The sequence below is a fragment of the Pseudomonas sp. NPDC079367 genome (assembly GCF_044542195.1).
In the GTDB taxonomy this organism is placed as follows: Bacteria; Pseudomonadota; Gammaproteobacteria; order Pseudomonadales; family Pseudomonadaceae; genus Aquipseudomonas.
Map to the genome: position 1 here is coordinate 98,121 of NZ_JBITTW010000004.1, position 23,856 is coordinate 121,976.

The following is a 23,856-nucleotide window of genomic DNA, read 5'->3' on the forward strand; positions in this document are numbered from 1 at the left end:
ACCAGGAGCCGCGTCATGAGTCCGTTGAATCTCGCGTTACCCCCAGCCTCCCGACGGCTCAAACGCCTGCCTTTGGCGCTGTTACTGGCGGGCAGCGCCAGCTGGACTCACGGTTATGCTGCAGAGGCCGAAACCCCGCCACCGGTCCCGGCAGGCACAGCGGCGGCCAACGGTTCGCAGCTGGAAACGGTGACCGTCACCACCCGCCGCCGCGAAGAAAGCTCGCAAGATGTGCCGACGCCCATGAGTGTGGTCAGCGGGCAGAATCTGGAGACGCAACGGGTCTACCGAATTCAGGATTTGCAGCAACTGGTGCCCAGCGTCAACGTCGCCTACATGCATGCGCGCCAGTCCAGCGTGTCGATCCGCGGCCTGGGCAACAACCCGGCCAGTGATGGGCTGGAAGGCAGCGTTGGCCTGTACATTGATAACGTCTATCTAGGCCGTCCGGGGATGGCGGTGTTCGATCTGATGGACATCGAACAGCTCGAAGTTCTGCGCGGGCCGCAGGGCACCCTGTTCGGCAAGAACACCACTGCCGGGGTCATCAACATCAGCACCCGCGCGCCCAGTTTCACGCCCGAGCGCAGCATCGAAACTTCGGTCGGCGAGGACGGTTATTTCCAGACGAAGGGCACGATCTCCGGGCCGCTCAATGATCAACTGGCTGGGCGTTTTTCCGCGTATCGCACGCGCAGTGACGGCGACATCAAGAACGAATACGACGGCCACGACCTCAACGGCGGCTCCCGCGAGGGCTTTCGCGCGCAGCTGCTGTTCAAGCCCAATGAAGATTTCAACCTGCGCTGGATCGGCGATTACAACGAAGAAGATTCCAGCGCTGGCACCCGCGTGCTTTACAACACCGGGCCGACCATCAACGGCGTCAACCTGTATGAATCTCGGGCCAGCGCGGCCGGGGCTACGCTGGTCAACGGTCGGCAGCGCAAGGTCAATCTCGACAACGACCAGCACGTCACCGTGCATCAGGGCGGCACGTCGGTGGAAGCCAACTGGACCTTGCCGAGCGACTTCACCCTGACTTCGGTCAGCTCGTACCGCTTCTGGAATTTCACCCCGCGCAACGACGACGGCCTCAACGTGCCGGCCAGTTACAACGCTGGCGTGTCGGTGGAAGACAAACAATATTCGCAGGAATTTCGCCTGGCCTCGCCCAAGGGTGAGTTCTTCGATTACGTGGTCGGCGCCTACTATTTCGGCTCGGATCTGGACAACAAATCCTTTGCCTATTACGGCCCGCAGGCCGACATCTGGAACGGCACGCCGGCCGGCAGCCTGGCCAATGTCACGAGCGTCGGCAAGGGGCACATCAAGACCGACAGTTTCGCCCTGTTTGCCCAGGGCACCTGGCACCTCAGCGATCGCCTGGATTTCACGGCCGGGGTGCGTGGCACCTACGAAGAGAAAAACGCCTCGGTCAGCCGCAACGCGCCGCTCGGCGGTGTAGCGGTGGCGGGCGCGGCAGCCAATGCGCGCCGCGGGCGTGCCGGCGCTTACGATTCCGGTGACTTGAATCAGTACAGCTCCAGCCCCTCGGGACTGCTTAATCTGAGCTATCGCATCACCGACGACGTGCTTGGTTACGCCACGCTGTCCCACGGCGAGAAATCCGGCGGGGTCAACCTTGCGGTCGGCTCCGCACCTACCGCTGGCGCCGACTCACTATTGATCGGCACCGAGCGCGCCAACAACGCCGAACTCGGATTCAAAAGCACCCTGTGGGATCACCGTCTGCAACTTAACGCCAACGTGTTCTGGACCCAGGTCAACGCTTACCAGACCAACGCCTATGACGCCGCCAACCGCGTGCAATACCTGACCAACGCCGGTTCGGTGCGCTCGCGCGGCATCGAGTTCGAAAGCACCGTGGTGCCGTTGCGTGGCCTGACGCTGAACTTCAACGGCTCGTACAACGATGTCAGCTACCTCTCTTACAAAGATGCGCCGTGCCCGCCGGAAGTCAGCCAGGCCCCGGGCGCGCCGGCCTCATGCGATCTCAGCGGCCATCAAGTGGTGGGCGCGTCGAAATGGATCGGCAACGCCAACGGCGAATACAAATGGAATCTGGACAACGGCTTAGAACCCTACGTCACCGGCAGCTATGCGTTCCGCTCCAAAGCGGTGGGCACGGTCGAGGATTCCGACTACGGGCAGATCCCCAGTTACGCGGTGGTCAACCTCTCCACTGGCCTGCGCGGCGATTTCAATCAGGGCCAGTGGGATGTCTCGCTGTGGCTGAAAAACGCCTTCGACAAAACCTACTACACGACCCTGTGGACCGGCGGCAACGGCGGCTATGAAGGCCTGCTCGGCACGCCACGGACCCTCGGCGTTACCGGTCGCTACGACTTCTGATCGAGCTTTCAAGGAGCTGCACCATGTTGCCCATCAAAAGCGCTTTACCTCTGCTGTTATCCGGCGCAGTCCTGAGCAGCGGCGCCTTCGCCGCGCCCAGTGTGTACCCGACCGGCGTCACCCGTTATGACCCGGACAAGGCGTTCAACCAGTACGTGATCTTCAGCGGCGCCGACAAGCAGACGCACCTGATCGACATGAATGGCAACGAAGTGAAAACCTGGGCGCAGGCCGGTTTCCCTTCAGCCATCATCGACCCGCAACTGGTCGGCGGTAAACGCGGCCACGTACTGCTGCAATTGAGTGACAAGGATCCCGGCAAGCTCGGCTCGGCGGGGAATGGCTTGGGCAATCAGAGCGTCGGCGAACTCGACTGGGACGGCAAAGTCGTCTGGCAGTGGGGCGACAAGGCACCCGGTGGGGCGGCGCAGCAGCATCACGATCAACGCCGCTTGAGCAATGGCAACACCGTGGTGCTGGCGAACAAAGTGCACAAGGTCAATGGCTTCAAGACGCCCGAAGTCATCGACGATGTGATCTACGAAGTCAGCCCCGACGGCGCAGTGAAATGGCAGTGGCTCGCCTCGGAACATCTGGGCGAATTCGGCTTCAGTGCCGAGCAGTTGAAACTGGTGCGCGCCAGTGACAACCCGGATTACCTGCACATCAACAACCTCAGTCTGGTCGGGCCGAACAAGTGGTTCGACGCCGGTGACAAGCGCTTCAGCCCGGACAATCTGTTGATCGATTCACGCAACGCCAACTTCATCGCCATCATCGATAAAAACAGCGGCAAAGTGGTCTGGCGACTGGGGCCGAACCTGCCGCTGATCAATCCGAAAACCGCGCAGAAACTGCCGCGCCCGGTCGATCAGTTCGTCGGTCAGCACGACGCGCACATCATCCCCGCCGGACTGCCTGGCGCCGGCAATCTGCTGGTGTTCGATAACCAGGGTTCGGCGGGCTATCCGAACGTCACCCTCGGCTTGATATCCGGTTCACGGGTGCTGGAAATCGACCCGCAGCAAAACCAGATCGTCTGGCAGTACAGCGCGGCCAATTCGAAGCAGCCGGGCTGGGCGTTCTATAGCTCGTTCATCAGCAGCGCGCGGCGTTTGCCCAACGGCAACACCTTGATCGACGAAGGCATGAATGGCCGATTTTTCCAAGTCACCGCCAGCGGTGAAAACGTCTGGGAGTACGTCAGCCCTTATCTGGGCAAAGCGCCGTGCAGTGACGCGATCAGCAATTGGGTATATCGAGCGTTGCCAGTGAGCTATGACTGGGTGCCGACCGGTACGCCGCGCTCGGAAACTGCAGTGATCGCGCCTACCGTCGGCGTCCGGCACACCAATGCCAGTCGTTAAACGAGCGCGGATGAATGCCGTGAACGAATACTTTTCATGCCGTAAAAGCATGCGATTTGTCGTCGGTTGCTGCAGCCCTTGTGGCGCGCGGCCTCGGTAAAAAAGGCATTTTGTATATTCCTCGAAGGTCTATACATAACGTCAAAGATTACTTTCGGTGATAAGCGTCCACAGCCAATGATGATCCCGTCGACTACGCCGTGGGGGCATTACGAAGGGCAAGTCGATCGCTTTGATTAGTAGAACGAAAGAGACCGCAGGGAGTTGAACAATGGGCAATGTCCAGACCGCCGCCAGCGCAGGGGAATTGCTGTGGCGGCAAACGCCGAGTGGCGAACTGGTCGATCTTGGCCGGCCGCACCGGGTGCCGTTGGGGCAGCTGCGTTTACAGCGTGTTCCCAAGGGCATTTTGAGTCGGCGCGAAACCCTTCTGCTCGGTGTGCTCGCGTTGGTCGTGCATGGCGCGGTGATTTACTGGGTCAGCCAGAAACCGACGCCAGCGCTGCCGGTGGTGCCGCCGGAAATTCCGCCGATGACCATCGAGTTTTCGCGCCCGGCTCCGCCCGCGCCGCCGGTTGTGGTGCCGCCACCACCGGCACCGGTGGTCGAGCCGCCACCGCCGGTGGAAGAGGAATTGGCGGTAAAACCGCCGCCGCCCAAGCCGATCGCCAAACCCAAACCGGTGGTGAAACCGCCGCCCAAACCCGCGCCCAAGGCACTAGAGCAGCCGCCAGCGCCAGCGAAACCGGCAGCCCCGGTCGCCGCGCCAGCGCCTCCTGCGCCACCAGCACCAGCGCCCGTCACTCCGGCTTCAGCCAACGCTGCGTATCTGAAAAACCCGGCACCGGAATATCCGTCGCTGGCCCAGCGGCGCGGTTGGGAAGGCATGGTGTTGTTACGGGTGCGTGTGTTGGCCAGTGGTAAGCCGGGGGAGATCCAGATAGCCAAAAGCAGCGGTCGGCAGCAGCTCGACGACGCGGCGCTGAATGCCGTCAAGCGCTGGAGTTTCGTTCCGGCCAAGCAGGGTGATGTCGCCCAGGACGGCTGGGTCAGCGTGCCTATCGATTTCAAGATTCATTAAACCGAAACCAAATTCGCGCGAAATGTTTACACGAGGGAACACATCATGACGTTACTGGCATCTCCACTGGAATCCATCGAAAGCGCGGTGATCTGGCTGCTGGTGGTTTTTTCCGTCGCCACCTGGGGCCTGGCGTTGCTCAAGGCTGTGCAGTTCGGTCGTCTGAAGGCGCAGGATCGGCGCTTTCACAAACGTTTCTGGGCAGCGTCGAGTCTGGATTCCGCGGCAGAGTTGAGCGAGACCCAGCCCGGCGCCGCAGCGCGGGTGGCGCAGGCCGGTTACGCGGCGATCCAGGTGGGCGAGGCGCCGCCGGCGAATGACCTGAGCCAGGCGATCAACCATCAGGATCGCCTCGAGCGCGCCCTGCGCCAGCAGATCGTCCGCGAACGGCGTTCGCTGGAAACCGGCCTGGCGGTGGTCGCGAGTATTGGCAGCACCTCGCCGTTCATTGGTTTGTTCGGCACGGTGTGGGGAATCATGGAGGCGTTGAAAGGGATCAGCGCGGCGGGTTCAGCGAGCCTGGAAACGGTGGCCGGGCCGATCGGTGCGGCACTGGTAGCGACCGGCGTGGGTATTGCCGTCGCGGTGCCGGCGGTGTTGGTTTACAACTACTTTCTGCGCCGTCTGAAACTGACGGCGGCGGATCTCGATGACTTCGCCCACGACTTCTACAGCCTGGCGCAGAAGAGTGCGTTCCGCGTACTGATCCACCCGACCGCGCACAAGGTGGCGACGCCGGGCAACGCGGCAGAAGCGAAGGAGGCGTCTTGATATGGCCTTCTCCACGCAAGACGCGGATGAGGTGCTCAGCGAAATCAACGTGACGCCGCTGGTGGACGTGATGCTGGTGCTGCTGGTGGTGTTCATCGTCACCGCGCCGCTGTTGACCAATGCGATACCGATCAACCTGCCGAAGACCGAAGCGGTGGCGCCGGTCGAGCAGAAGGATCCGCTGGTGGTGAGCATTGACGGCGCCGGCAAGCTGTTTATCAACAAGGACGAGATTCAGCCTGACTTGCTCGAATTCAACCTCAAGTCGGCCAAAGCGAAGGACCCGCAAGTGCGCGTGCAGTTGCAGGCCGATGATGGGGTGAATTACGGCGAAGTGGCGCGAGCCATGGCTTCGATCGAACGGGCCGGGATCACCAAGTTGTCGGTGATCACTGCGCGGTGACAGATTTTGTTTTTCCGGGGCCGTCTCCTTGGCAGGGTGCGGCCCTTTTTTTATTCCGCAACTTTTGTCCCGCCAGGCACCGCCCCTACACGGTTCCTTATATTCAATTCAGATATTAATAAATAGCTTCTTATTCCTTAACGGATATATCTCATCTCCCTATACTCGACCCGGAACAGACACGACGCAGGAGAGCTCCCCATGCGCAACGAATCAATCCGCTACCTGATTGTGCCGGGCTGGCAAGGATCGCCAGAAGATCATTGGCAAACCCATTGGCAGAACAGCCTGCCGAACAGCGCGCGGGTCGAGCAGGCCGATTGGCTGGCGCCGCGCCGTGAGGACTGGGTCGCCGCGCTGGCCGAAGCGATTGCCGCCGACAGCACACCGGTGATCCTGATCGCTCATAGTCTCGGCTGCATCACCGTCGCCCACTGGGCGGCGACTGCGCCGCTGCAATACCTGCGTCAGGTGCGTGGGGCGTTGCTGGTCGCGCCGGCCGATGTCGAGCGTCCTGCGTGCGCACCGGCGCTGCGCAACTTCGCACCGATTCCGACGGGTCTGTTGCCGTTCCCCACTCAGGTCGTCAGCTCCGACAACGACGCCGCCGTCAGTGCGCCTCGCGCATTGGAACTGGCGCGCGACTGGGGCGCGGAGGCGGGGATTCTTGCCGGGGCCGGGCACATCAACGTCAAGTCCGGGCATCAGCGTTGGGAGCAGGGGTTTGCCTACCTCTATCGCCTGCAAAACCGCTTGGAACACCACGCCCGCCGTCGCGCCTGACCTTATTATTCAACGCCCCCGTCGGCTGGCGGTTTTGGGCGGGAGCCTGCCATGAGTTTGGAAACCTTCGGTCAGCCCTTGCTGACCTTTCCCGATGCGGAAAAAAGCCCCCTGAGCATTCGCGCCAAAGCGCTGGTGTTTGTCGATCCCCGCTCGCGGCAATTGCGTGAAGAGCTGGAGCAACTGGCACCGCGCTCGATCTCGATTTTGATCCGTGGCGAGACCGGCACGGGCAAGGAGTTGCTCGCCCGGCATATCCATCGCGCCAGTGACCGCAGCGGTCTGTTCGTTTCGGTGAACTGCGGCGCGATCAGCCCGACCTACGCCGACGCCGAACTGTTCGGCTACGCCGCCGGCAGTCATAGCGGTTCGGCCAGCAGTCGCGCCGGCTGGTTTGGTTCGGCCAATGGCGGCACGTTGTACCTCGACGAAATCGGCGACTTGCCGCTGCCGATCCAGGTCAAATTGCTCGCGGCATTGGAAAACCACGAAGTCACCCGTGTCGGTGCGCATCAGCCAAGTCCGGTGGATGTACGCCTGGTTGCGGCGACCAGCATCGATCTGGCCCAGGCTGTGGATGCCGGGAAATTCCACGAGCGACTCTATCACTACCTCAGCGAAGGTCATCTCGAGCTGCCAGCCTTGCGCGCGCGCACCGGCGATATCCTCTCGCTCGCTGAATATTTCCTCGGCATCTACAGCCAGCGTCTCGACTTGCCCGTGCCGCTGATCAGCGAAGCCGCGCAGAACGTGCTTGAAGAACACAGCTGGCCTGGCAACACCCGCGAGCTGGAAAATGTCATTCACTTTGCTCTGCTGGTCAGCACCGGCGACGAGATCCTGCCGGAACACCTGAACCTGCCTGACGCGTCTGCGCCGCAGGTTCAGATCGAACGTCTGGTCAGGCAGACCCATATAGGTGGTAGCAGTGCAGAGCGTAAGGCCTTGAAAGATTGGCTGATTCGCTTGAGCGAGGCGGTGTGAACATTTTCTTCAACATGAACAAAATGGAATATGAAGCTGAATAAACGTTATTGTCCGGGAATAAAAAATCCGGGTATTGTCCGCCTCACGCCAGCGATATCACTTCACTGGCACACGTATTAAATGCCGTCGTCGATGACGACCGTGATTTTCGATAAGGACACTGCATGAAAAAGGTTCTGTTGTTTACCGCATTGGCGGCTGCGCTGACGGCTTCTTTCGCCAACGCCGGTGAGAAACTGGTGGTTGCCGCGACGCCGGTGCCCCACGCTGAAATCCTTGAGCTGATCAAACCGACCCTGGCCAAAGAAGGCGTGGATCTGGAGATCAAGGTTTTCACCGACTACGTGCAACCGAACGTACAGGTTGGCGAGAAGCGTCTGGATGCCAACTATTTCCAGACCCTGCCCTACCTGAACAGCTTCAACCAGGGCAAATACAAGGACGACAAATCCAAGTATCTGGTGACCGTGCAGGGCGTTCATGTTGAACCGTTCGGTGGCTACTCGAGCAAGTACAAGACCCTGGCTGAACTGCCGGACGGCGCGACCATCGCCATCCCCAACGAAGGCAGCAACAGCGGCCGCGCACTCATCCTGTTGCAGAAGGCTGGCCTGATCGAACTGAAAGATCCGAAAAACGCTCTGGCCACGCCGAAAGACATCGCCAAGAACCCGCACAACTTCAAGTTCAAGGAACTGGAATCGGCCCTGCTGCCGCGCGTGCTGAAAGAAGTTGATCTGGACATGATCAACACCAACTACGCGCTGGAAGCCAAGCTTAATCCGCAGAAAGATGCGCTGGTGATCGAAGGCGCTGACTCGCCGTACGTGAACTTCCTCGTTGCCCGCGAGGACAACAAGAACAGCGACGCGATCCAGAAACTGGCCAAAGCGCTGACCAGCCCGGAAGTCAAAGCGTTCATCGAGAAGAAGTACAGCGGCGCGGTGCTGCCGGCGTTCTGATCTGACGCTTGAGTAAATCCGCTTCAGACGTGAAAACGCCGATGGCCAGTGATGGTCATCGGCGTTTTTGTGCGTACAGACAAAAGATCGCAGCCTGCGGCAGCTCCTCCACGGGAATGCGGTCTCCAGTAGGAGCTGCCGCAGGCTGCGATCTTTTGATCTGGCCCTTGCTTCAGGCCACCTGCGTCTTCAACGCCCGGCGCAACGCCCTTAACAATTTCACAATGTCCTGCGGATCCAGCCGCTGCGGCACTTTTACGTCCATGTTGTTCTTCCTTGTGATGGATGGGCCGGAGAGTCTGGCCAAAAGCTGTGGTTCCTTGGAGGTCTTTCATGAAAAAAAGATCCGTCCTACAGCGCAAAGAAAAATAGCCGTCTTATTCGTTCCCGGCAAACCCGCAGAACGTTGTTTTAAGCAAGCGATTGTGCCGTCACCGCTCAATCCGGCCACTGCCACGCCGGCTCATCCAGCACCCGCTGCCCGACAATCCCGGTCTGTCCCAACGTCTTCTCCAGCACGATGCAATTGCATTCCGGGTCTTCCTGCAACGCCGAGATCAATCGCCGTGCATGGGATACGACCCACACCTGACACTGCTCCGAAGCGCGAATGATCAGCCGTGCCAGCGCCGGCAGCAGGTCCGGGTGCAGGCTGGTTTCCGGTTCGTTGAGCACCATCAGCGATGGCGGTCGTGGCGTCAGCAGAGCGGCAATCAGCAGCAGATAACGCAAGGTGCCGTCCGACAGTTCTGCCGCTGACAGCGGTCGCAACAAGCCTTCCTGATAAAACTCGATAGCGAAACGGCCACCGGCCAACAGTGCAATGTTCAGCCGCGCGCCGGGGAACGCGTCGCTGATCGCCGCGCTCAGTGCTTGCGGATCGCCAATTTCGATAATCGTCTGCAAGGCTGCCGCCAGATCGCGGCCGTCGTGGTGCAGCACGGGCGTACGAGTGCCCAGTTGCGGCTGACGCACCGGCGCGTCGGCATCGCTGCGAAAGTGATCATAAAAGCGCCAGCGCCGGATGAATTCGCGCATCTGGAACACTTCCGGCGAGCTGCGCAGATTGCCGACCTGATCGAACAGGCTGTCGAAGTTCGGTGTGTGTTGCGCCAGCACATCCCATGCGCGACCTTCGCGGGCACGGATCATCGGACCGTTGCGATCGACCAGCAGGCTCGCCGGGCGGAACACCGGGCCGGCCCAGATGCACTCACGCTTGATTTCCGGGTCGAGGGAAAAGCATGAAGTGCTCGGCTCCGGCAGACCCAGGCCGATGGCGTAACTGAAATCCTCGCCGGCGAATCCCAGGCGCAACCTTTTCACGCCGTGGCGCACCGTCGGCTCGATCGCCACCTCACCGTTGCGCATGCGTCGGCTGATGGTTTCCGGCCCGGCCCAGAACGTCGATTCCAGCCCGCCCTCACGCGCCAGCGCATTGACCACGCCGCCCTGTGCGGTTTCGGCCAGCAGGCGCAAGGCGCGGTAGAGGTTGGACTTGCCGCTGCCGTTGGGCCCGGTAATCAGGTTCAGGCGCCCGAGCGGAATCACCAGTTTGTTGATCGAGCGGTAATTGGCCACCGCCAGGATGTTGAGCATGAAATCCTTCTCCGGGTCGCTGCGATACGCGGGCAGCATACCTTTAATGAGATAAATCTGGTGTTGGCGTCCGCAACCGTGGAACCCTGTTCTAAGCTCTGAAGTCGTATCGTCTCGACAGCAGCATTTAAGGCCAAGGAGTGTGCATGGAGGGTCCCGGATTGAAAGTGCTGATGGCCGTGAGCGCCATGGCGTTGCTCACCGCATGCGGCGACAAGAAACCTGCTCAGGAATACTTGCCACGGGTCTTTGTGCAAGAGGTCGAACCGGCCAACTACGCCGCCGCGGTGACCCTCACCGGTGATGTGCAGGCGCGGGTGCAGACCCAGCTGTCATTTCGCGTCGGCGGCAAGATCATCCAGCGCATGGTCGATGTCGGCGACCGCGTCTCCGCCAAGCAGGTGCTGGCCAAACTCGATCCGAAAGATCTGCAGACCAACGTCGATTCCGCTCAGGCCCAGGTCGTCGCCGAACAGGCCCGCGTGAAGCAAGCGGCAGCCGCTTTCGTACGTCAGCAAAAACTCCTGCCCAAGGGCTACACCAGCCAGAGCGAATACGATTCGGCACAAGCCGCGCTGCGCAGCAGCCAGAGCGCATTGAGCGCGGCGCAGGCGCAGCTGGCCAACGCCAAGGACCAGCTCAGCTACACCGCGCTGATCGCCGATGCACCCGGGGTGATCACCGAGCGCCAGGCCGAAGTCGGCCAGGTAGTGCAGGCCACCGCGCCGATTTTCAGCCTCGCCCGCGATGGCGACCGCGACGCGGTGTTCAATGTCTACGAATCGCTGCTGGCCGAGCGTCCGTCCGATCGTTCGATCGTGGTCAGCCTGCTCGACAATCCCGAGATCAAAACCACCGGCACCGTGCGTGAGATCACGCCGTCGGTGTCGGCGCAATCGGGCACCGTGCAGGTCAAGGTCAGCCTCGACAAGCTGCCGCCGGGCATGCAGCTCGGTTCGGTGGTCAGTGCCACCGCCAAGGGCACCGGCAAATCGGCGGTGGAACTGCCCTGGTCGGCGCTGACAAAAAACATCAGCGACCCGGCGGTGTGGCTGGTCGATGACAAAGGCGAAGCGCAGTTGCATACGGTCACGGTCGGCCGTTACCTGACCGGCAAAGTGATCATCAGCGAAGGCCTCAAGGGCGGCGAGAAAGTCATTGTCGCCGGCGGCCAGTTGCTGCACCCCGGCATGAAAGTCGAGATTGCCGAAAACACCTACAAGGATCTGCAACCGGGAGCGCAGCCATGAAGCGCCTCGGCCTGTTGTGCATGGCGCTGCTGCTGGGCGCCTGCTCGGAAAAGGAAACACCGCCGGAACCGGTACGTCCGGTGCTGTCGGTCACGGTCAAAGCGCTGAACGAAGAAAGCCTCGGACGCTTTGCCGGCAGCATTCAGGCGCGCTACGAGAGCAACACCGGTTTCCGCGTCGGCGGCCGCATAGCCAGTCGTAACGTCGATGTCGGCGCCGAGGTGCAGAAGGGCACCTTGCTCGCCACCCTCGATCCGTCCGATCAGCAGAACCAGTTGCGTTCGGCCCAAGGCGATCTGGCCAGGATCCAGGCGCAGTTGATCAACGCCCAGGCCAACGCACGTCGCCAGCAAGCGCTGTTTGATCGCGGCGTCGGTGCGCAGGCGCAACTGGACGTCGCCAACACCGATCTGAAAACCACTCAGGCCTCGCTCGATCAGGCACGCGCGGCGGTCAGCCAGAGCAAGGATCAACTGAGCTACACCGAGCTGCGCTCCGATCACAAAGCCGTAGTCACCGCGTGGAACGCCGAAGCCGGGCAAGTGGTAACTGCCGGGCAACAAGTGGTGACGCTGGCGCAACCGGACATCAAGGAAGCGGTGATCGATCTGCCCGATACCCTGGTCGATCAGTTGCCCAGCGACGTGGTGTTCTCGGTGGCTGCGCAGCTCGACCCGAGCATCAACACCACGGCGATCATCCGCGAGATCGAGCCCCAGGCACAAAGCGCCACGCGCACCCGCCGCGCGCGCCTGACCCTGTCGGAAACGCCGGACGGTTTCCGCCTCGGCACCGCGATCAGCGTGACCCTCAGCTCGGCGATCAAGCCGCGCATCGAACTGCCGCTGACGGCGTTGCAGGAAGTCGATGGCAAACCCCGAATCTGGGTGATCGATACGCAAAACAAAACCGTCAACCCGCGCGACGTCAGCGTGGTCAGCCGTGGCGACAACAGTGTGGTGCTGGCCGGTGGCGTGCAAAACGGCGAGCGCGTGGTCAGCGCCGGCGTCAACAGTCTCAAACCCGGACAATCGGTAAAACTTGACGAGGACAGTCAATGAAAGGCTCTTTCAACCTCTCCGAATGGGCCCTCAAGCACCAGTCTTTCGTGTGGTATCTGATGTTCGTCGGGCTGCTGATGGGGGTGTTCTCGTACTTCAATCTCGGCCGCGAAGAAGACCCGTCCTTCACCATCAAGACCATGGTGATCCAGACCAAATGGCCCGGCGCGACCCAGGAAGAAACCCTCAAGCAGGTCACCGACCGCATCGAGAAAAAACTCGAAGAGCTCGATTCCCTCGACTACGTGAAAAGCTACACCCGCCCCGGCGAGTCGACGGTGTACGTGTACCTGCGCGACACCACCAGCGCTGAGGACATCCCGCAAATCTGGTACCAGGTGCGCAAGAAGATCGACGATATTCGCGGCCAGTTTCCCCAGGGCATTCAGGGGCCGGGGTTCAACGATGAGTTCGGTGACGTGTACGGCTCGGTCTACGCCTTCACCGCCGATGGCCTGACCATGCGTCAATTGCGCGATTACGTGGAACAGGCGCGCGCCGAAATCCGCAACGTGCCGGGGCTGGGCAAGATCGAAATGGTCGGCCAGCAGGACGAAACGATTTACCTGAACTTCTCCACGCGCAAACTCGCAGCGTTAGGTATCGACCAGCGCCAGGTGGTGCAGAGCCTGCAATCGCAGAACGCGGTGACTCCGGCCGGGGTGATCGAGGCGGGGCCGGAGCGGATCTCCGTGCGCACCTCGGGCCAGTTCGAGTCGGAGAAAGATCTGGCCGAGGTCAATCTCAAACTCAACGATCGCTTCTATCGTCTGGCCGACATCGCCGAGATCAGCCGTGGCTACGTCGATCCGGCGACACCGGAATTCCGCTTCGACGGCAAACCGGCGATCGGCCTGGCGATTGCCATGCAGAAGGGCGGCAACGTTCAGGAATTCGGAAAGGCGCTGCACGAGCGCATCGACCAGCTCACCGCTGACTTGCCGGTCGGCGTCGGCGTGCACACCGTTTCCGATCAGGCGGTGGTGGTGGAAGAGGCCGTCGGCGGTTTCACCAGCGCGCTGTTCGAAGCGGTCATCATCGTGCTGGTGGTGAGTTTCATCAGCCTCGGCGTGCGCGCCGGTCTGGTGGTGGCCTGCTCGATTCCGCTGGTGCTGGCCATGGTATTCGTGTTCATGGAGTACAGCGGCATCACCATGCAGCGGATTTCCCTCGGCGCATTGATCATTGCCCTCGGTCTGCTGGTGGACGACGCGATGATCACCGTAGAGATGATGGTCACGCGCCTGGAAATGGGCGAGAGCAAGGAGCAGGCGGCGACGTTCGCCTACACCTCGACCGCATTCCCGATGCTCACCGGTACGCTGGTGACCGTCGCCGGTTTTGTGCCCATTGGCCTCAATGCCAGTTCGGCGGGTGAATACACCTTCACGCTGTTCGCGGTGATCGCCGTAGCGATGATCGTCTCGTGGGTGGTCGCGGTGTTCTTCGCGCCGGTGATCGGCGTGCATATCCTCAGTGACAAGGTGAAGGCCCATGACGCCGAGCCGGGTCGCGTTGGTCGGGCGTTCAACGGCGGCCTGTTGTGGGCCATGCGCAATCGCTGGTGGGCGATCGGCGTCACCGTGCTGCTGTTCGTGCTGGCGGTGTTCTGCATGCGTTTCGTGCAGAACCAGTTCTTCCCCGCTTCGGATCGCCCGGAAATTCTGGTTGACCTGAACCTGCCGCAAAACGCCTCGATCGACGAAACCCGCAAAGCCGTGGACAAGCTCGAAGCGACGCTCAAGGGCGACCCGGACATCGTGCGCTGGAGCACTTACATCGGTCAGGGCGCGATCCGTTTCTACCTGCCGCTGGACCAGCAACTGCAAAACCCGTACTACGCGCAACTGGTGATCGTCAGCAAGGATTTCGAAGCCCGCGAGGCACTGAGCCAGCGCCTGCGCGAGCGCTTGCACAAGGACTTCGTCGGCATCGGCAGCTACGTCCAGGCCCTGGAGATGGGCCCGCCGGTAGGGCGTCCAATCCAGTACCGGGTCAGCGGCAAGGACGTCGATCAGGTGCGCAAACACGCCATCGACCTGGCCACCGAACTGGACAAGAACCCGCACATTGGCGAGATCATTTACGACTGGAACGAGCCGGGCAAAGTCCTGCGCATCGATATCGCTCAGGACAAGGCGCGGCAACTCGGGTTGTCCTCCGAAGACGTCGCCAACCTGATGAACAGCATCGTCAGCGGCTCGCCATTGACTCAAGTGGATGACGATATCTACCTGATCAACGTGGTCGGTCGCGCGGTGGATTCCGAACGCGGTACGCCGGAAACCCTGCAGAACCTGCAGATCGTCACGCCGAGCGGCACCTCGATTCCGCTGCTGGCGTTCGCCACCGTGCGCTATGAGCTGGAGCAGCCGCTGGTGTGGCGGCGCGATCGCTTACCGACCATCACCATCAAGGCCTCGGTGCGCGACGAGATTCAGCCGACCGACCTGGTGAAACTGCTCAAGCCGTCGATTGATGCTTTTGCGTCGAAACTGCCCGTCGGCTACAAGGTCGCCACCGGCGGTACGGTCGAGGAAAGCGGCAAGGCGCAGGGGCCGATTGCCAAGGTCTTGCCATTGATGCTGTTCCTGATGGCAACGTTCCTGATGATCCAGTTGCACAGCGTGCAGAAGATGTTCCTGGTCGCCAGTGTTGCACCGCTGGGACTGATCGGCGTGGTTCTGGCGCTGGTGCCGACCGGCACGCCGATGGGCTTCGTGGCAATCCTGGGGATTCTCGCGCTGATCGGCATCATCATCCGCAATTCGGTGATTCTGGTGACGCAGATCGATGAGTTCGAGCAGAAGGGCTACGCGCCATGGGATGCGGTAGTGGAAGCGACCGAGCACCGGCGCCGGCCGATTCTGCTCACCGCTGCGGCGGCGAGCATGGGCATGATCCCGATCGCTCGCGAAGTGTTCTGGGGCCCGATGGCCTACGCAATGATCGGCGGGATCGTGGTGGCGACGTTGCTGACGCTGCTGTTTCTGCCGGCGCTGTATGTGGCCTGGTACAAGATTCGCGAGCCTGAAAAGGAATCTTCCTGAAGCAAGAACCAGAGATCGCAGCCAACGGCAGCCCCTACAGGGAAACGCATTCCAACGCAGGAGCTGCCAAAGGCTGCGATCTTTTGATCTTCAATCAACTCGACGCCACACGCTCGCCAGCCACGGCTGCTGCTCGCGCGGCAACCCGGCGGGTCGGTAATAGTGCTCAAGCTCGACAAAGCCTGCCGCTGTCAGCAAAGCGCGCCAGGCGTCGAGATCGTGGTACGAGCCATAACGCGGCCCATTCCACCCTTCGCGGTTGTCCCCGCGCGGATTGGAGCTGAACAACACGCCGCCCGGTTTCAAGGTGCCGTGCAATTGCTGCAACACGTGCGGCAATACCTGCAACGGCACATGAAACAGCACGGCATTGGCGAAAATCCCGTCAAAGCGTTCCGCCGGCAGATCAAGCTTGAGAAAGTCCTGCTGCCAGACTTCGCAGCCGCTGTCCTCGCGGGCCATGCGCGCAAACTCCTGCGAGCCATCGAGGCCGATCGCGACGTGGCCCATGCGCGTGAACGTCTGCAGGTCCCGCCCGGGGCCGCAGCCGAAATCGAGAATCGTCAACGGCGAATCAGCCTGAATGTGGCGCAGCAAAGCCTCGATATTCTGGCTGACATCGTGGTCGCGAGTGCCCTCACGGAAATCCTCGGCCACTGAGTTGTAATGACCAAGGGTCGTGGCGGTGATCTGTTCGAGGTCGCTGGGCGTCTGTTTCATGGTCGATGCTGTATGGCGATGAGAGAGCGGACTATAAGCTTTTTCGCGGGCAAAAAAACGCCGCCTGCGCTGGTGCCAGTGCAGGCGGCCATGAGTGCCAGACTTCAGAGCTGCTTGGCTCCCAGGCAATCGATCGAACGGTCCATCATCGCTTTGGCCATCTCCAGCAGATGCCAGACCGAGAACACCATGGCTCGATCCGCGCCCCCAAGCTGGTCACCGCATTGATGGACGGTCACCGAGGCGCAGCGCAGCAGGTCGGCGACGTACAACTGCGCGTCTTCCAGCGTCACATCTTCGCTGATGCTGTAGACGCGTTTCTGTCCCGCCAACGTGACCTGAGTGCCGGCCAGATGCGAATCAACGGCGCGGCACAGTGCAGAGCGGTCCTTGAGCAAATCCTCGGTGAACCGCTTGCTGGAGGTAAGGCTGAGTGGCGGATCGGCAAGATTTTTTTCCATGGGTAAACTCCTGACTTCAAGTGGGAGCCAACCATTTCGCGAGTAAACGAGCAGGACGGCGGCTGCACGTGGATCAGTCGCCGGCCGCCGGTCATCGGCGCACCCGAAAGTGCCCTGCATGCAGCCAACATCGGACAGCTAACGCCTCTGCCGAGGTCAGGCCTGACTGCACGCCCAGCGAATCCGGACAACTGAATCCGGTCACCGCAAAACAGTGACGACCGGAGATTAGCTACAGGGTATTTCGGGTACAAGCGGGCAAATCATTCTAGGAATCGTCCTGCAAAGCCGCGTGGTTCGGGCTGGCGAAACGATAAAATTTGCGTAGGAAACATCTGATTTTCGCTAAGGGCATTGCCCAAAAAACTGCAATCACATGGGCTTGGTTGATGGCCACCTGCCGCTATCGACCTTAGCGCTTATTCAGCCCCCGCGCCAGCCTGTCGCCACCCAACTGAATTACCGCCACCAACGCCACCAGCAAGACAATCACCGTCAACATGATCTGGCTGTCGAAGCGCTGATAGCCGTAGCGGTAAGCGATATCCCCCAGCCCGCCCGCACCAATTGCACCGGCCATGGCGGATGAATTGATCATTGTCACCAGAGTGATGGTGAAGCCCCCGACGATTCCAGGCAGGGCCTCGGGCAACAGCACATGCCAGACGATATGCCAGCGTCGGCAACCCATCGCCTGCGCGGCTTCGATCAGGCCATGATCGACCTCGCGCAGGCTGACTTCGGCGATCCGCGCAAAAAACGGCGTTGCCGCGATTGTCAGCGGCACCACCGCGGCCCACACGCCATAGGTCGTGCCGACGATCAAACGAGTGAACGGAATCAGCGCGACCATCAGAATCAGAAACGGGATCGAGCGGAACAGATTGACGAAGGCGCCCAAGGCCCGGTTCAACACCGGCGCTTCGTAGATCCCGCCCTTGTCGCTGGTAACCAGAATCACCGCCATGGGAATACCCGCCAGCAGCGCGATCAGCGACGACACGCCGACCATCAGGAAGGTGTCGATAAAACCCTGCAGCAAGCGATCAAACCACATAACCCAAGACCTCGACCCGTTGCGCCCACTGTCCGGCGCGTTCACGCAATTGTTCGGTGCTCAAAGCCGAGCCGCTGACGGCCAGCAACAGCTGCCCCAGCGCATGACCCTGAATCCGTTCCACACCGCCCTGAAGCAGCTTCACTCGGCCACCCAATGCCGCGAACAACGCGGCCAGATCCGGTTCATCAGCGGCGCTGCCGGTGAACTGCAAACGCAATACAGCAGCGGCATCAGAAACCGTTGATTGCGCCTGCAAACGGCTTTGCAGTTCTTCCGGCAAGGCGTGTTGCAGCGGCGCGAGCAGGGTCTGGCTGACTGCGTGTTGCGGATTGCCGAACACTTGCCACACCGGCCCTTGCTCGACCACATGGCCATGCTCAAGCACGACGACGCGGTCACAGATCTCGCGGATCACCGCCATCTCGTGAGTGATCAGCACAATGGTCAGGCCCAGGCGTTTGTTGATCTCGCGCAGCAGGCCGAGGATCGACTGCGTGGTTTCCGGGTCGAGCGCCGATGTCGCTTCATCGCAGAGCAGAATGTCCGGGTCATGCACCAAGGCGCGGGCGATACCGACACGCTGTTTCTGCCCACCGGAGAGTTGTGCCGGATAGGCTGTGTGCTTGCTTTGCAGGCCGACCAGCTCTAGCAGTTCGCGAACCTTGTTCTCGCGCTGTTCCTTCGGCACACCGGCCACTTTCAGCGGTAATTCGACGTTCTGCCAGACAGTCTTGGCCGACATCAGATTGAAGTGCTGGAAGATCATGCCGATGCGCCGACGCAATGCGACGAGACGGTGTTCGTCGAATCCGCCGATGTCGACCTGATCGATGAGCACACGGCCCGAAGTCGGTTGCTCAAGACGATTGATCGTACGGATCAACGACGACTTGCCGGCGCCGCTGCGACCGATGATGCCGAACACTTCACCGCGCTGAATCGCCAGGTCGACGCCCTGCAACGCTGCGACCGGGCCTTGCCGGCCGTTGTAGGTTTTGCCCACGCCGATAAAGCGTACGTGGGCGCGATTCAGCTCGGGGTGCAGCTCGGTTTTTTCAGCGTTGTGTGGCTCTGGAAGCTCCAGTCGCCGTTGGATGGCGGCAGTCATGTTCAGCTTTCCCAACCGGCCTGGTAGAGCTTGCCGTGGGCCTTGTCCAGCGCCGCACGAACCGCCGGCGAGTGCTGATAGATGTCGACGAACTTGATCAGGCGCGGGTCGGTTTTGCTCTTCGGCTGGATGACGAACTGGATCACGTATTCCTTGTGATCGAGACCGTCGAACAGCAGCGCCGAGCCGGCATCGAACGTCTTCGCCAGACGAATATAGGCCGGGTAACCCTGAACCAGGTCAGCGTCGTCGTAAGCGCGCACCAGTTGCACGGCTTCGACCTGAAGGATCCTGATGTTCTTCGGATTGGCGACGATGTCGTCCTCGGTGGCCTTGTAGCCTACACCCGGTTTCAGGGTGATCAACCCGGCCTTGGCGAGCAATTGCAGGCCGCGACCGCTGTTGATCGGGTCGTTGGCGATGGCAACGCTGGCGCCTTCGGGCAGCTCATCGAAGCTTTTGTACTTCTTGGAATACAGGCCGACGTTGTTGATGATTCCCGGGGCGAACGGCACCAGATCAAAACCTGACGCGGCTTTGGCGTTCTCCAGGAACGGGATGTGCTGGAAATAATTCACGTCGATGTCGCCAGCGGCGAGGCTGACGTTGGGCGCGATCCAGTCGGTGAATTCCACAAGTTCGACTTTCAGGCCTTGCCTGGAGGCTTCTTCGACGGCGGCTTCCAGCGGAATCGCAAACGCTGCGGTGGTGCCGATTTTCAGCGGCGCATCGCCAGCAAACACCGCCGAGCTGAACAGGCCGAAGGCCAGGGCCAGTGCTTTGACTGGGTGGGACAGGATTTTTCTGGTCATGGTGGTTTTTCCAGTCAGTGCATAAATTTTGGGTGTCTGGTCGGGCCTCTTCGCGAGCAAACCCGCTCCCACATTCTGGAATGCGTAGCCCTGTGGGAGCGGGCTTGCTCGCGAAGCTTTTAGCGACGAAAGGCGGAGCCGGTGTGTTGCTCGGGTAACTGCGCCTCACCGTGAAACAACTTCTCGCGCAAGGTCCCGCGGTCATACGCGGTTTTGTACGAACCGCGCCGCTGCAGCTCTGGAATCACCAGTTCGATGAAATCGACATAGCTTTGCGGCGTGACGATGCGGGTCAGGTTGAAGCCATCCAGCCCGGTTTCGGCGATCCACGATTCCAGTTCATCCGCCACTTGCTCGGGCGAGCCGACCACGGTGATGTAGCGGCCACCGAGGGCGTGCTGGTCGAGCAATTTGCGCCGGGTCCAGTCGTTGTTCTGCAGGGTTTTCGTCGCCGATTGAATGGCGTTGCTCTTCACGTACTGGATCGGTTCGTCGATTTCGTACTGGGCAAAGTCGATACCGGTGGACGCGGAAAAATGCGCCACGCCGGCTTCGGCGCTGGCGTAGCTGAGGTACTCGGCATGCTTGGCCCACGCCGCTGCTTCAGTGGTGCCGACGATCACATTGAGGCCCATGAACACCTTGATGTCTTGAGGATTGCGCCCCGCTTCAACGGCGCTGGCACGGACCTTGTCGACCTGCACCTTGGTCGACGGTTTGTTCTGGCCGCTGATGAATACGCACTCGGCGTGACGCCCGGCAAACAGCAATCCACGATCGGAGGTGCCGGCCTGAAACAACACCGGCGTACGCTGCGGTGAAGGCTCGCAGAGGTGATAGCCCTCGACCTGATAGAACTCGCCCTTGTGCTCGACCTTGTGGACTTTCTCCGGATTGGCGTAAATGCGCTTCTCGCGGTCGTTGAGCACCGCGCCGTCCTCCCAGCTGCCTTCCCAGAGCTTGTACAGCACCTGCAGATATTCTTCGGCCTGGTCGTAGCGGCGGTCATGTTCGACCTGTTCACGCAGACCCATGGCCTTGGCGGCGCTGTCCAGGTAACCGGTGACAATGTTCCAGCCGACCCGGCCACGGCTCAGATGATCAAGCGTCGACATGCGCCGGGCAAACAGGTACGGCGGCTCGTAAGTGAGATTGGCGGTGAGGCCGAAGCCGAGGTTTTTGGTCGCTGCAGCCATTGCCGACACCAGCAGCAACGGGTCGTTGACCGGCAACTGGATCGACTCTTTCAGCGTGACGTCCACCGAGTCCTGATAAACATCGTAGACGCCGACGATGTCGGCGATGAACAAGCCATCGAACAGCCCGCGCTCCAGCAATTGCGCCAGTTCCGTCCAATATTCGATGGTGTTGTAGCGCGTCGAGGTGTCGCGCGGATGCGTCCATAAACCGTGGTTGATGTGGCCGATGCAGTTCATGTTGAACGCGTTGAGCAGGATCTTCTTTTTCGCAGCGCCCATCAGATCGTCCCTCGCAGCGGAGGGTTTTCATCGTTGAGGTAGTAATTGCCCACCGCGTGATACTTCCAGCGCACCGGGTCGTGCAACGTGTGCACACGGGCGTTGCGCCAGTGGCGGTCGAGGCCGTGTTCGGCGAGGGTGGCCTGGCTGCCGGCCAGTTCGAACAAAGTGCTGCCCGCCGCCAGAGAGATTTCCGTGCTGATTGCGCGTGCTTCGGCGACCGCGATCGAGGCCGCTGCAACAGTTTCGGCGGTGGTGTCAGCCTGTGCGGCGTCGAGAAATTCGCCGGCGCGTTCAAGCAGGGCTTCGGTGGCGTGGAGGCGGATACTCAGGTGGCCGAAGCTTTTCAGCGTCAGCGGATCTTCGGTGGCCTTGTCATTGCCGGAATCGATCCACGGACGGGTTTTGCTGCGCACGAAATGCAGAGCGTCTTCGTAAGCGGCGCGGGCGATCCCGGTGTCGATAGCGGCGTGAAGAATTTGTGCCAGCGGGCCGACCGTGGTCGGCCGTTCGAAAGCACTTTGAAACGGCAGCACGTCTTCAGCCCCGACATAGACGTCTTCGAACACCACCGAACCGCTGCCGGTGGTGCGCTGGCCAAAGCCGCTCCAGTCGTCGATCACGGTCAGACCTTTGCTGTTGCGGGGGACGAACGCGAGTTGCTGTACGCCGTTTTCATCGACCACCGACGTCGGAATGCGCTGCGCGTAAATCGCTCCGGTCGAGTAGAACTTGCGACCGTTGATGCGATAACCAGCGCCGTCGCGGGTGAGACGGGTGACGCGGTCGTGAGCGGTTTTGGTACCCAGCTCCGCCAGTGCATTGCCGAAGCGTTGGCCGGCGAGGGCCTCGGCGTACAAACGCTGTTTCTGTTCATCGCTGCCATTCACGCGCAGTACTTGCAGTGCGTAGAAATGGTTCTGCGGAATCTGCCCCAGCGAGCCGTCGGCCTGCGCAATCAGAGCAATGACCTTGGCCAGGGTGACGTTGGATACGTCCGCGCCGCCGTATTTTTTTGGCACGCTGATACCCCACAGGCCAGAGCGGGAAAACACTTCCAGTTCCGCCAAGGGCAGGCGGCGTTCGCGGTCGCGGATCGCGCTGTCGCGTTTGAAGTCTTCGGCCAGGTCGCTGGCAACAATCAGGGCTTGCTCATCGCTGGTGATGACCGCGACGTGATGGGAAAGCGTCATGTTTTTCCTCCAGATGTCTGGTCGTCTCAGATCCAGGAATGGCGAGCCGGCAAGGTGCCGTTCAGGCGATAGGCGCCGACCGCGTGATACTTCCAGCGCACCGGGTCGTGCAGGGTGTGCACGCGGGCGTTGCGCCAATGACGGTCGAGATTGAATTCGGCGAGGGTCGCGCGGCTGCCGGCCAGTTCGAAGAGCTTCTCGCTGGCCAGCAGCGAGATCTCGGTGGTCAGCACTTTCGCCTCAGCCACGGCGATCGAAGCGCGTGCGGCGGATTCGGCGGTCAGCGGCGCGGCGTGGACCTGATCGAGGACTTTGCCGGCCTTGCGCAGCAGCGCTTCGGCGGCGTGCAGTTCGATTTTCAGTTTGCCGATATCGGCGATCACGTAGAGGTCATCGCTGGCGCGCTCGACCTTGGCATCGATCCATGGTCGCGCGCGGGTTTTGACGAATTCGATGGCGTCGTCAATGGCGCCACGGGCGATGCCGGCGTCGATCGCCGCTTGAATCAGCTGCGACACTGCGCCTTGGGTATTCGGCTTCTCGTTGATCTTCCAGTTGTCGATGACCAGGCTCGACTCGACGCGCACGTTGTTCAGCAGGATCGTGCCGCTGGCGGTGGTGCGCTGGCCGAAGCCCGACCAGTCATCGACGATGCGCAAACCGGGGGTGCCGCGACGAACAAAAGCCAGTACCTGCTTGCCCTCATCATTGAGCGCTTTCACCGCGACCCAGTGTGCAAACAGCGCGCCGGTGGAGTAGAACTTCTGGCCGTTGATCAGGTAACCGTCGCCATCGGCGGTGATTCGCGCTTTGAGTTCCAACGTGTTTTTTGTGCCGCGTTCCGGGCCGGCATTACCGATGCGCCAGCCTTCCAGAACACTCTGGAACAACTGCTTTTTCTGTGCTTCGGTGGCGCTGCCGAGCACCAGATTGATGATGCCGAACTGGTTCTGTGGAATCTGCCCGAGCGCCGGGTCGGCGGCGGAAATGATCGCGAAGACTTCGGCCAGCGTGACGAAGGAAACCTGCGGGCCTCCGTATTCACGCGGGATGGCAATGCTACCGAGTCCGCTGCGGGTGAATTGTTCGATTTCCGACCACGGCAGTTTTCGCTGGCGGTCGCGTTTGGCCGCCTGCACACGGGCGGCTTGCGCCAGCTCGTGGGCGGCCTTGATCGCTTGAGCGTCGTTGCGCAGTACTTGCGCGGGCAACAACAGTGGGGCGATATCCAGATCGGACTGCACGTTTGCATCTGCAAGACTGGACATCAGTGCCGCTCCCTGGCTGCACGCAATGCCCTGGCGATCTGCACTGGGGTGATTGTGTTCCGGACC

General features: G+C 61.1%; 20 protein-coding genes. 11 read left to right on the plus strand and 9 right to left on the minus strand.

Features of this window, described 5'->3' with window-relative positions; translation table 11 throughout:
- Window positions 1–15: 15 nt before the first annotated feature.
- From ACIGDJ_RS07680 to ACIGDJ_RS07715, 8 genes are all read left to right on the plus strand, one after another.
- Window positions 16–2,376, plus strand: coding sequence for a TonB-dependent receptor (locus tag ACIGDJ_RS07680; protein WP_397478577.1), 2,361 nt, complete (start codon window positions 16–18; stop codon window positions 2,374–2,376).
- 23 nt (window positions 2,377–2,399) lie between these two features.
- The gene (locus tag ACIGDJ_RS07685; RefSeq protein WP_397478576.1) at window positions 2,400–3,743 is read left to right on the plus strand and encodes an aryl-sulfate sulfotransferase; all 1,344 of its coding nucleotides are present in this window, start codon (window positions 2,400–2,402) and stop codon (window positions 3,741–3,743) included.
- Window positions 3,744–4,014: 271 nt separating this feature from the next.
- Window positions 4,015–4,824 (plus strand): energy transducer TonB, encoded by an 810-nt coding sequence (locus ACIGDJ_RS07690; protein ID WP_397478575.1) that lies wholly within the window; start codon window positions 4,015–4,017, stop codon window positions 4,822–4,824.
- A 45-nt stretch (window positions 4,825–4,869) separates the two neighbouring features.
- Complete coding sequence (locus ACIGDJ_RS07695) at window positions 4,870–5,595, plus strand: MotA/TolQ/ExbB proton channel family protein (RefSeq protein WP_101156947.1); 726 nt, start codon at window positions 4,870–4,872, stop codon at window positions 5,593–5,595.
- 1 nt (window position 5,596) lies between these two features.
- Window positions 5,597–5,998, plus strand: a complete 402-nt coding sequence (locus ACIGDJ_RS07700) for a biopolymer transporter ExbD (protein ID WP_101156945.1) — start codon at window positions 5,597–5,599, stop codon at window positions 5,996–5,998.
- 201 nt (window positions 5,999–6,199) lie between these two features.
- On the plus strand, window positions 6,200–6,781 hold the full coding sequence (locus ACIGDJ_RS07705) for an alpha/beta hydrolase (RefSeq protein ID WP_101156943.1): 582 nt from the start codon (window positions 6,200–6,202) through the stop codon (window positions 6,779–6,781).
- A 51-nt stretch (window positions 6,782–6,832) separates the two neighbouring features.
- Window positions 6,833–7,765 (plus strand): sigma 54-interacting transcriptional regulator, encoded by a 933-nt coding sequence (locus ACIGDJ_RS07710; RefSeq protein WP_312998188.1) that lies wholly within the window; start codon window positions 6,833–6,835, stop codon window positions 7,763–7,765.
- A 167-nt stretch (window positions 7,766–7,932) separates the two neighbouring features.
- Complete coding sequence (locus ACIGDJ_RS07715) at window positions 7,933–8,730, plus strand: MetQ/NlpA family ABC transporter substrate-binding protein (RefSeq protein WP_016772222.1); 798 nt, start codon at window positions 7,933–7,935, stop codon at window positions 8,728–8,730.
- Window positions 8,731–9,168: 438 nt separating this feature from the next.
- Here the strand turns inward: ACIGDJ_RS07715 and ACIGDJ_RS07720 are convergent, their stop codons facing one another.
- Entirely contained in the window at window positions 9,169–10,329 is a 1,161-nt protein-coding gene (locus tag ACIGDJ_RS07720; RefSeq protein ID WP_397478574.1) for an AAA family ATPase, read from the minus strand.
- Between the two features lie 146 nt (window positions 10,330–10,475).
- Here ACIGDJ_RS07720 and ACIGDJ_RS07725 point away from each other — a divergent pair, with 146 nt between their 5' ends.
- The 3 genes from ACIGDJ_RS07725 to ACIGDJ_RS07735 are packed head-to-tail and all read left to right on the plus strand — an operon-like array spanning window position 10,476 to window position 15,690.
- Window positions 10,476–11,579, plus strand: a complete 1,104-nt coding sequence (locus ACIGDJ_RS07725; RefSeq protein ID WP_397478573.1) for an efflux RND transporter periplasmic adaptor subunit — start codon at window positions 10,476–10,478, stop codon at window positions 11,577–11,579.
- On the plus strand, window positions 11,576–12,640 hold the full coding sequence (locus ACIGDJ_RS07730) for an efflux RND transporter periplasmic adaptor subunit (protein ID WP_076565023.1): 1,065 nt from the start codon (window positions 11,576–11,578) through the stop codon (window positions 12,638–12,640). Before ACIGDJ_RS07725 ends, ACIGDJ_RS07730 begins: the two co-directional genes overlap by 4 nt.
- Window positions 12,637–15,690, plus strand: coding sequence for an efflux RND transporter permease subunit (locus ACIGDJ_RS07735; protein ID WP_056787048.1), 3,054 nt, complete (start codon window positions 12,637–12,639; stop codon window positions 15,688–15,690). The genes ACIGDJ_RS07730 and ACIGDJ_RS07735 overlap by 4 nt, the downstream gene beginning before the upstream one ends.
- A gap of 90 nt (window positions 15,691–15,780) precedes the next feature.
- On the opposite strand, the gene ACIGDJ_RS07740 is transcribed toward ACIGDJ_RS07735, so the two are convergent.
- The 8 genes from ACIGDJ_RS07740 to ACIGDJ_RS07775 all read right to left on the minus strand — a co-directional run bounded on the left by ACIGDJ_RS07740 (window position 15,781) and on the right by ACIGDJ_RS07775 (window position 23,790).
- Window positions 15,781–16,410: a bifunctional 2-polyprenyl-6-hydroxyphenol methylase/3-demethylubiquinol 3-O-methyltransferase UbiG gene (locus ACIGDJ_RS07740; RefSeq protein WP_101156914.1), complete on the minus strand. Its 630-nt coding sequence runs from the start codon at window positions 16,408–16,410 to the stop codon at window positions 15,781–15,783.
- A 104-nt stretch (window positions 16,411–16,514) separates the two neighbouring features.
- Window positions 16,515–16,871, minus strand: a complete 357-nt coding sequence (locus ACIGDJ_RS07745; RefSeq protein WP_042608557.1) for a DUF6124 family protein — start codon at window positions 16,869–16,871, stop codon at window positions 16,515–16,517.
- A 412-nt stretch (window positions 16,872–17,283) separates the two neighbouring features.
- Window positions 17,284–17,928 (minus strand): methionine ABC transporter permease, encoded by a 645-nt coding sequence (locus ACIGDJ_RS07750; RefSeq protein WP_065261159.1) that lies wholly within the window; start codon window positions 17,926–17,928, stop codon window positions 17,284–17,286.
- Window positions 17,918–19,039, minus strand: coding sequence for a methionine ABC transporter ATP-binding protein (locus tag ACIGDJ_RS07755; RefSeq protein ID WP_397478572.1), 1,122 nt, complete (start codon window positions 19,037–19,039; stop codon window positions 17,918–17,920). Before ACIGDJ_RS07755 ends, ACIGDJ_RS07750 begins: the two co-directional genes overlap by 11 nt.
- A 2-nt stretch (window positions 19,040–19,041) precedes the next feature.
- Entirely contained in the window at window positions 19,042–19,851 is an 810-nt protein-coding gene (locus ACIGDJ_RS07760; RefSeq protein WP_397478571.1) for a MetQ/NlpA family ABC transporter substrate-binding protein, read from the minus strand.
- A 119-nt stretch (window positions 19,852–19,970) separates the two neighbouring features.
- Entirely contained in the window at window positions 19,971–21,329 is a 1,359-nt protein-coding gene (locus tag ACIGDJ_RS07765; RefSeq protein ID WP_397478570.1) for an LLM class flavin-dependent oxidoreductase, read from the minus strand.
- The gene (locus tag ACIGDJ_RS07770; protein ID WP_397478569.1) at window positions 21,329–22,522 is read right to left on the minus strand and encodes an SfnB family sulfur acquisition oxidoreductase; all 1,194 of its coding nucleotides are present in this window, start codon (window positions 22,520–22,522) and stop codon (window positions 21,329–21,331) included. Before ACIGDJ_RS07770 ends, ACIGDJ_RS07765 begins: the two co-directional genes overlap by 1 nt.
- Before the next feature lie 26 nt (window positions 22,523–22,548).
- Window positions 22,549–23,790: an SfnB family sulfur acquisition oxidoreductase gene (locus tag ACIGDJ_RS07775; RefSeq protein WP_397478568.1), complete on the minus strand. Its 1,242-nt coding sequence runs from the start codon at window positions 23,788–23,790 to the stop codon at window positions 22,549–22,551.
- Window positions 23,791–23,856: the final 66 nt, after the last annotated feature.

Coding starts and splice junctions, on each gene's coding strand:
- ACIGDJ_RS07685 (WP_397478576.1), top strand. CDS start 2,400: ATGTTGCCCATCAAAAGCGCTTTACCTCTGCTGTTATCCGGCGCAGTC.
- ACIGDJ_RS07750 (WP_065261159.1), bottom strand. CDS start 17,928: ATGTGGTTTGATCGCTTGCTGCAGGGTTTTATCGACACCTTCCTGATG.
- ACIGDJ_RS07720 (WP_397478574.1), bottom strand. CDS start 10,329: ATGCTCAACATCCTGGCGGTGGCCAATTACCGCTCGATCAACAAACTG.
- ACIGDJ_RS07775 (WP_397478568.1), bottom strand. CDS start 23,790: ATGTCCAGTCTTGCAGATGCAAACGTGCAGTCCGATCTGGATATCGCC.
- ACIGDJ_RS07700 (WP_101156945.1), top strand. CDS start 5,597: ATGGCCTTCTCCACGCAAGACGCGGATGAGGTGCTCAGCGAAATCAAC.
- ACIGDJ_RS07730 (WP_076565023.1), top strand. CDS start 11,576: ATGAAGCGCCTCGGCCTGTTGTGCATGGCGCTGCTGCTGGGCGCCTGC.
- ACIGDJ_RS07705 (WP_101156943.1), top strand. CDS start 6,200: ATGCGCAACGAATCAATCCGCTACCTGATTGTGCCGGGCTGGCAAGGA.
- ACIGDJ_RS07755 (WP_397478572.1), bottom strand. CDS start 19,039: ATGACTGCCGCCATCCAACGGCGACTGGAGCTTCCAGAGCCACACAAC.
- ACIGDJ_RS07725 (WP_397478573.1), top strand. CDS start 10,476: ATGGAGGGTCCCGGATTGAAAGTGCTGATGGCCGTGAGCGCCATGGCG.
- ACIGDJ_RS07765 (WP_397478570.1), bottom strand. CDS start 21,329: ATGGGCGCTGCGAAAAAGAAGATCCTGCTCAACGCGTTCAACATGAAC.
- ACIGDJ_RS07770 (WP_397478569.1), bottom strand. CDS start 22,522: ATGACGCTTTCCCATCACGTCGCGGTCATCACCAGCGATGAGCAAGCC.
- ACIGDJ_RS07690 (WP_397478575.1), top strand. CDS start 4,015: ATGGGCAATGTCCAGACCGCCGCCAGCGCAGGGGAATTGCTGTGGCGG.
- ACIGDJ_RS07735 (WP_056787048.1), top strand. CDS start 12,637: ATGAAAGGCTCTTTCAACCTCTCCGAATGGGCCCTCAAGCACCAGTCT.
- ACIGDJ_RS07710 (WP_312998188.1), top strand. CDS start 6,833: ATGAGTTTGGAAACCTTCGGTCAGCCCTTGCTGACCTTTCCCGATGCG.
- ACIGDJ_RS07695 (WP_101156947.1), top strand. CDS start 4,870: ATGACGTTACTGGCATCTCCACTGGAATCCATCGAAAGCGCGGTGATC.
- ACIGDJ_RS07745 (WP_042608557.1), bottom strand. CDS start 16,871: ATGGAAAAAAATCTTGCCGATCCGCCACTCAGCCTTACCTCCAGCAAG.
- ACIGDJ_RS07715 (WP_016772222.1), top strand. CDS start 7,933: ATGAAAAAGGTTCTGTTGTTTACCGCATTGGCGGCTGCGCTGACGGCT.
- ACIGDJ_RS07760 (WP_397478571.1), bottom strand. CDS start 19,851: ATGACCAGAAAAATCCTGTCCCACCCAGTCAAAGCACTGGCCCTGGCC.
- ACIGDJ_RS07680 (WP_397478577.1), top strand. CDS start 16: ATGAGTCCGTTGAATCTCGCGTTACCCCCAGCCTCCCGACGGCTCAAA.
- ACIGDJ_RS07740 (WP_101156914.1), bottom strand. CDS start 16,410: ATGAAACAGACGCCCAGCGACCTCGAACAGATCACCGCCACGACCCTT.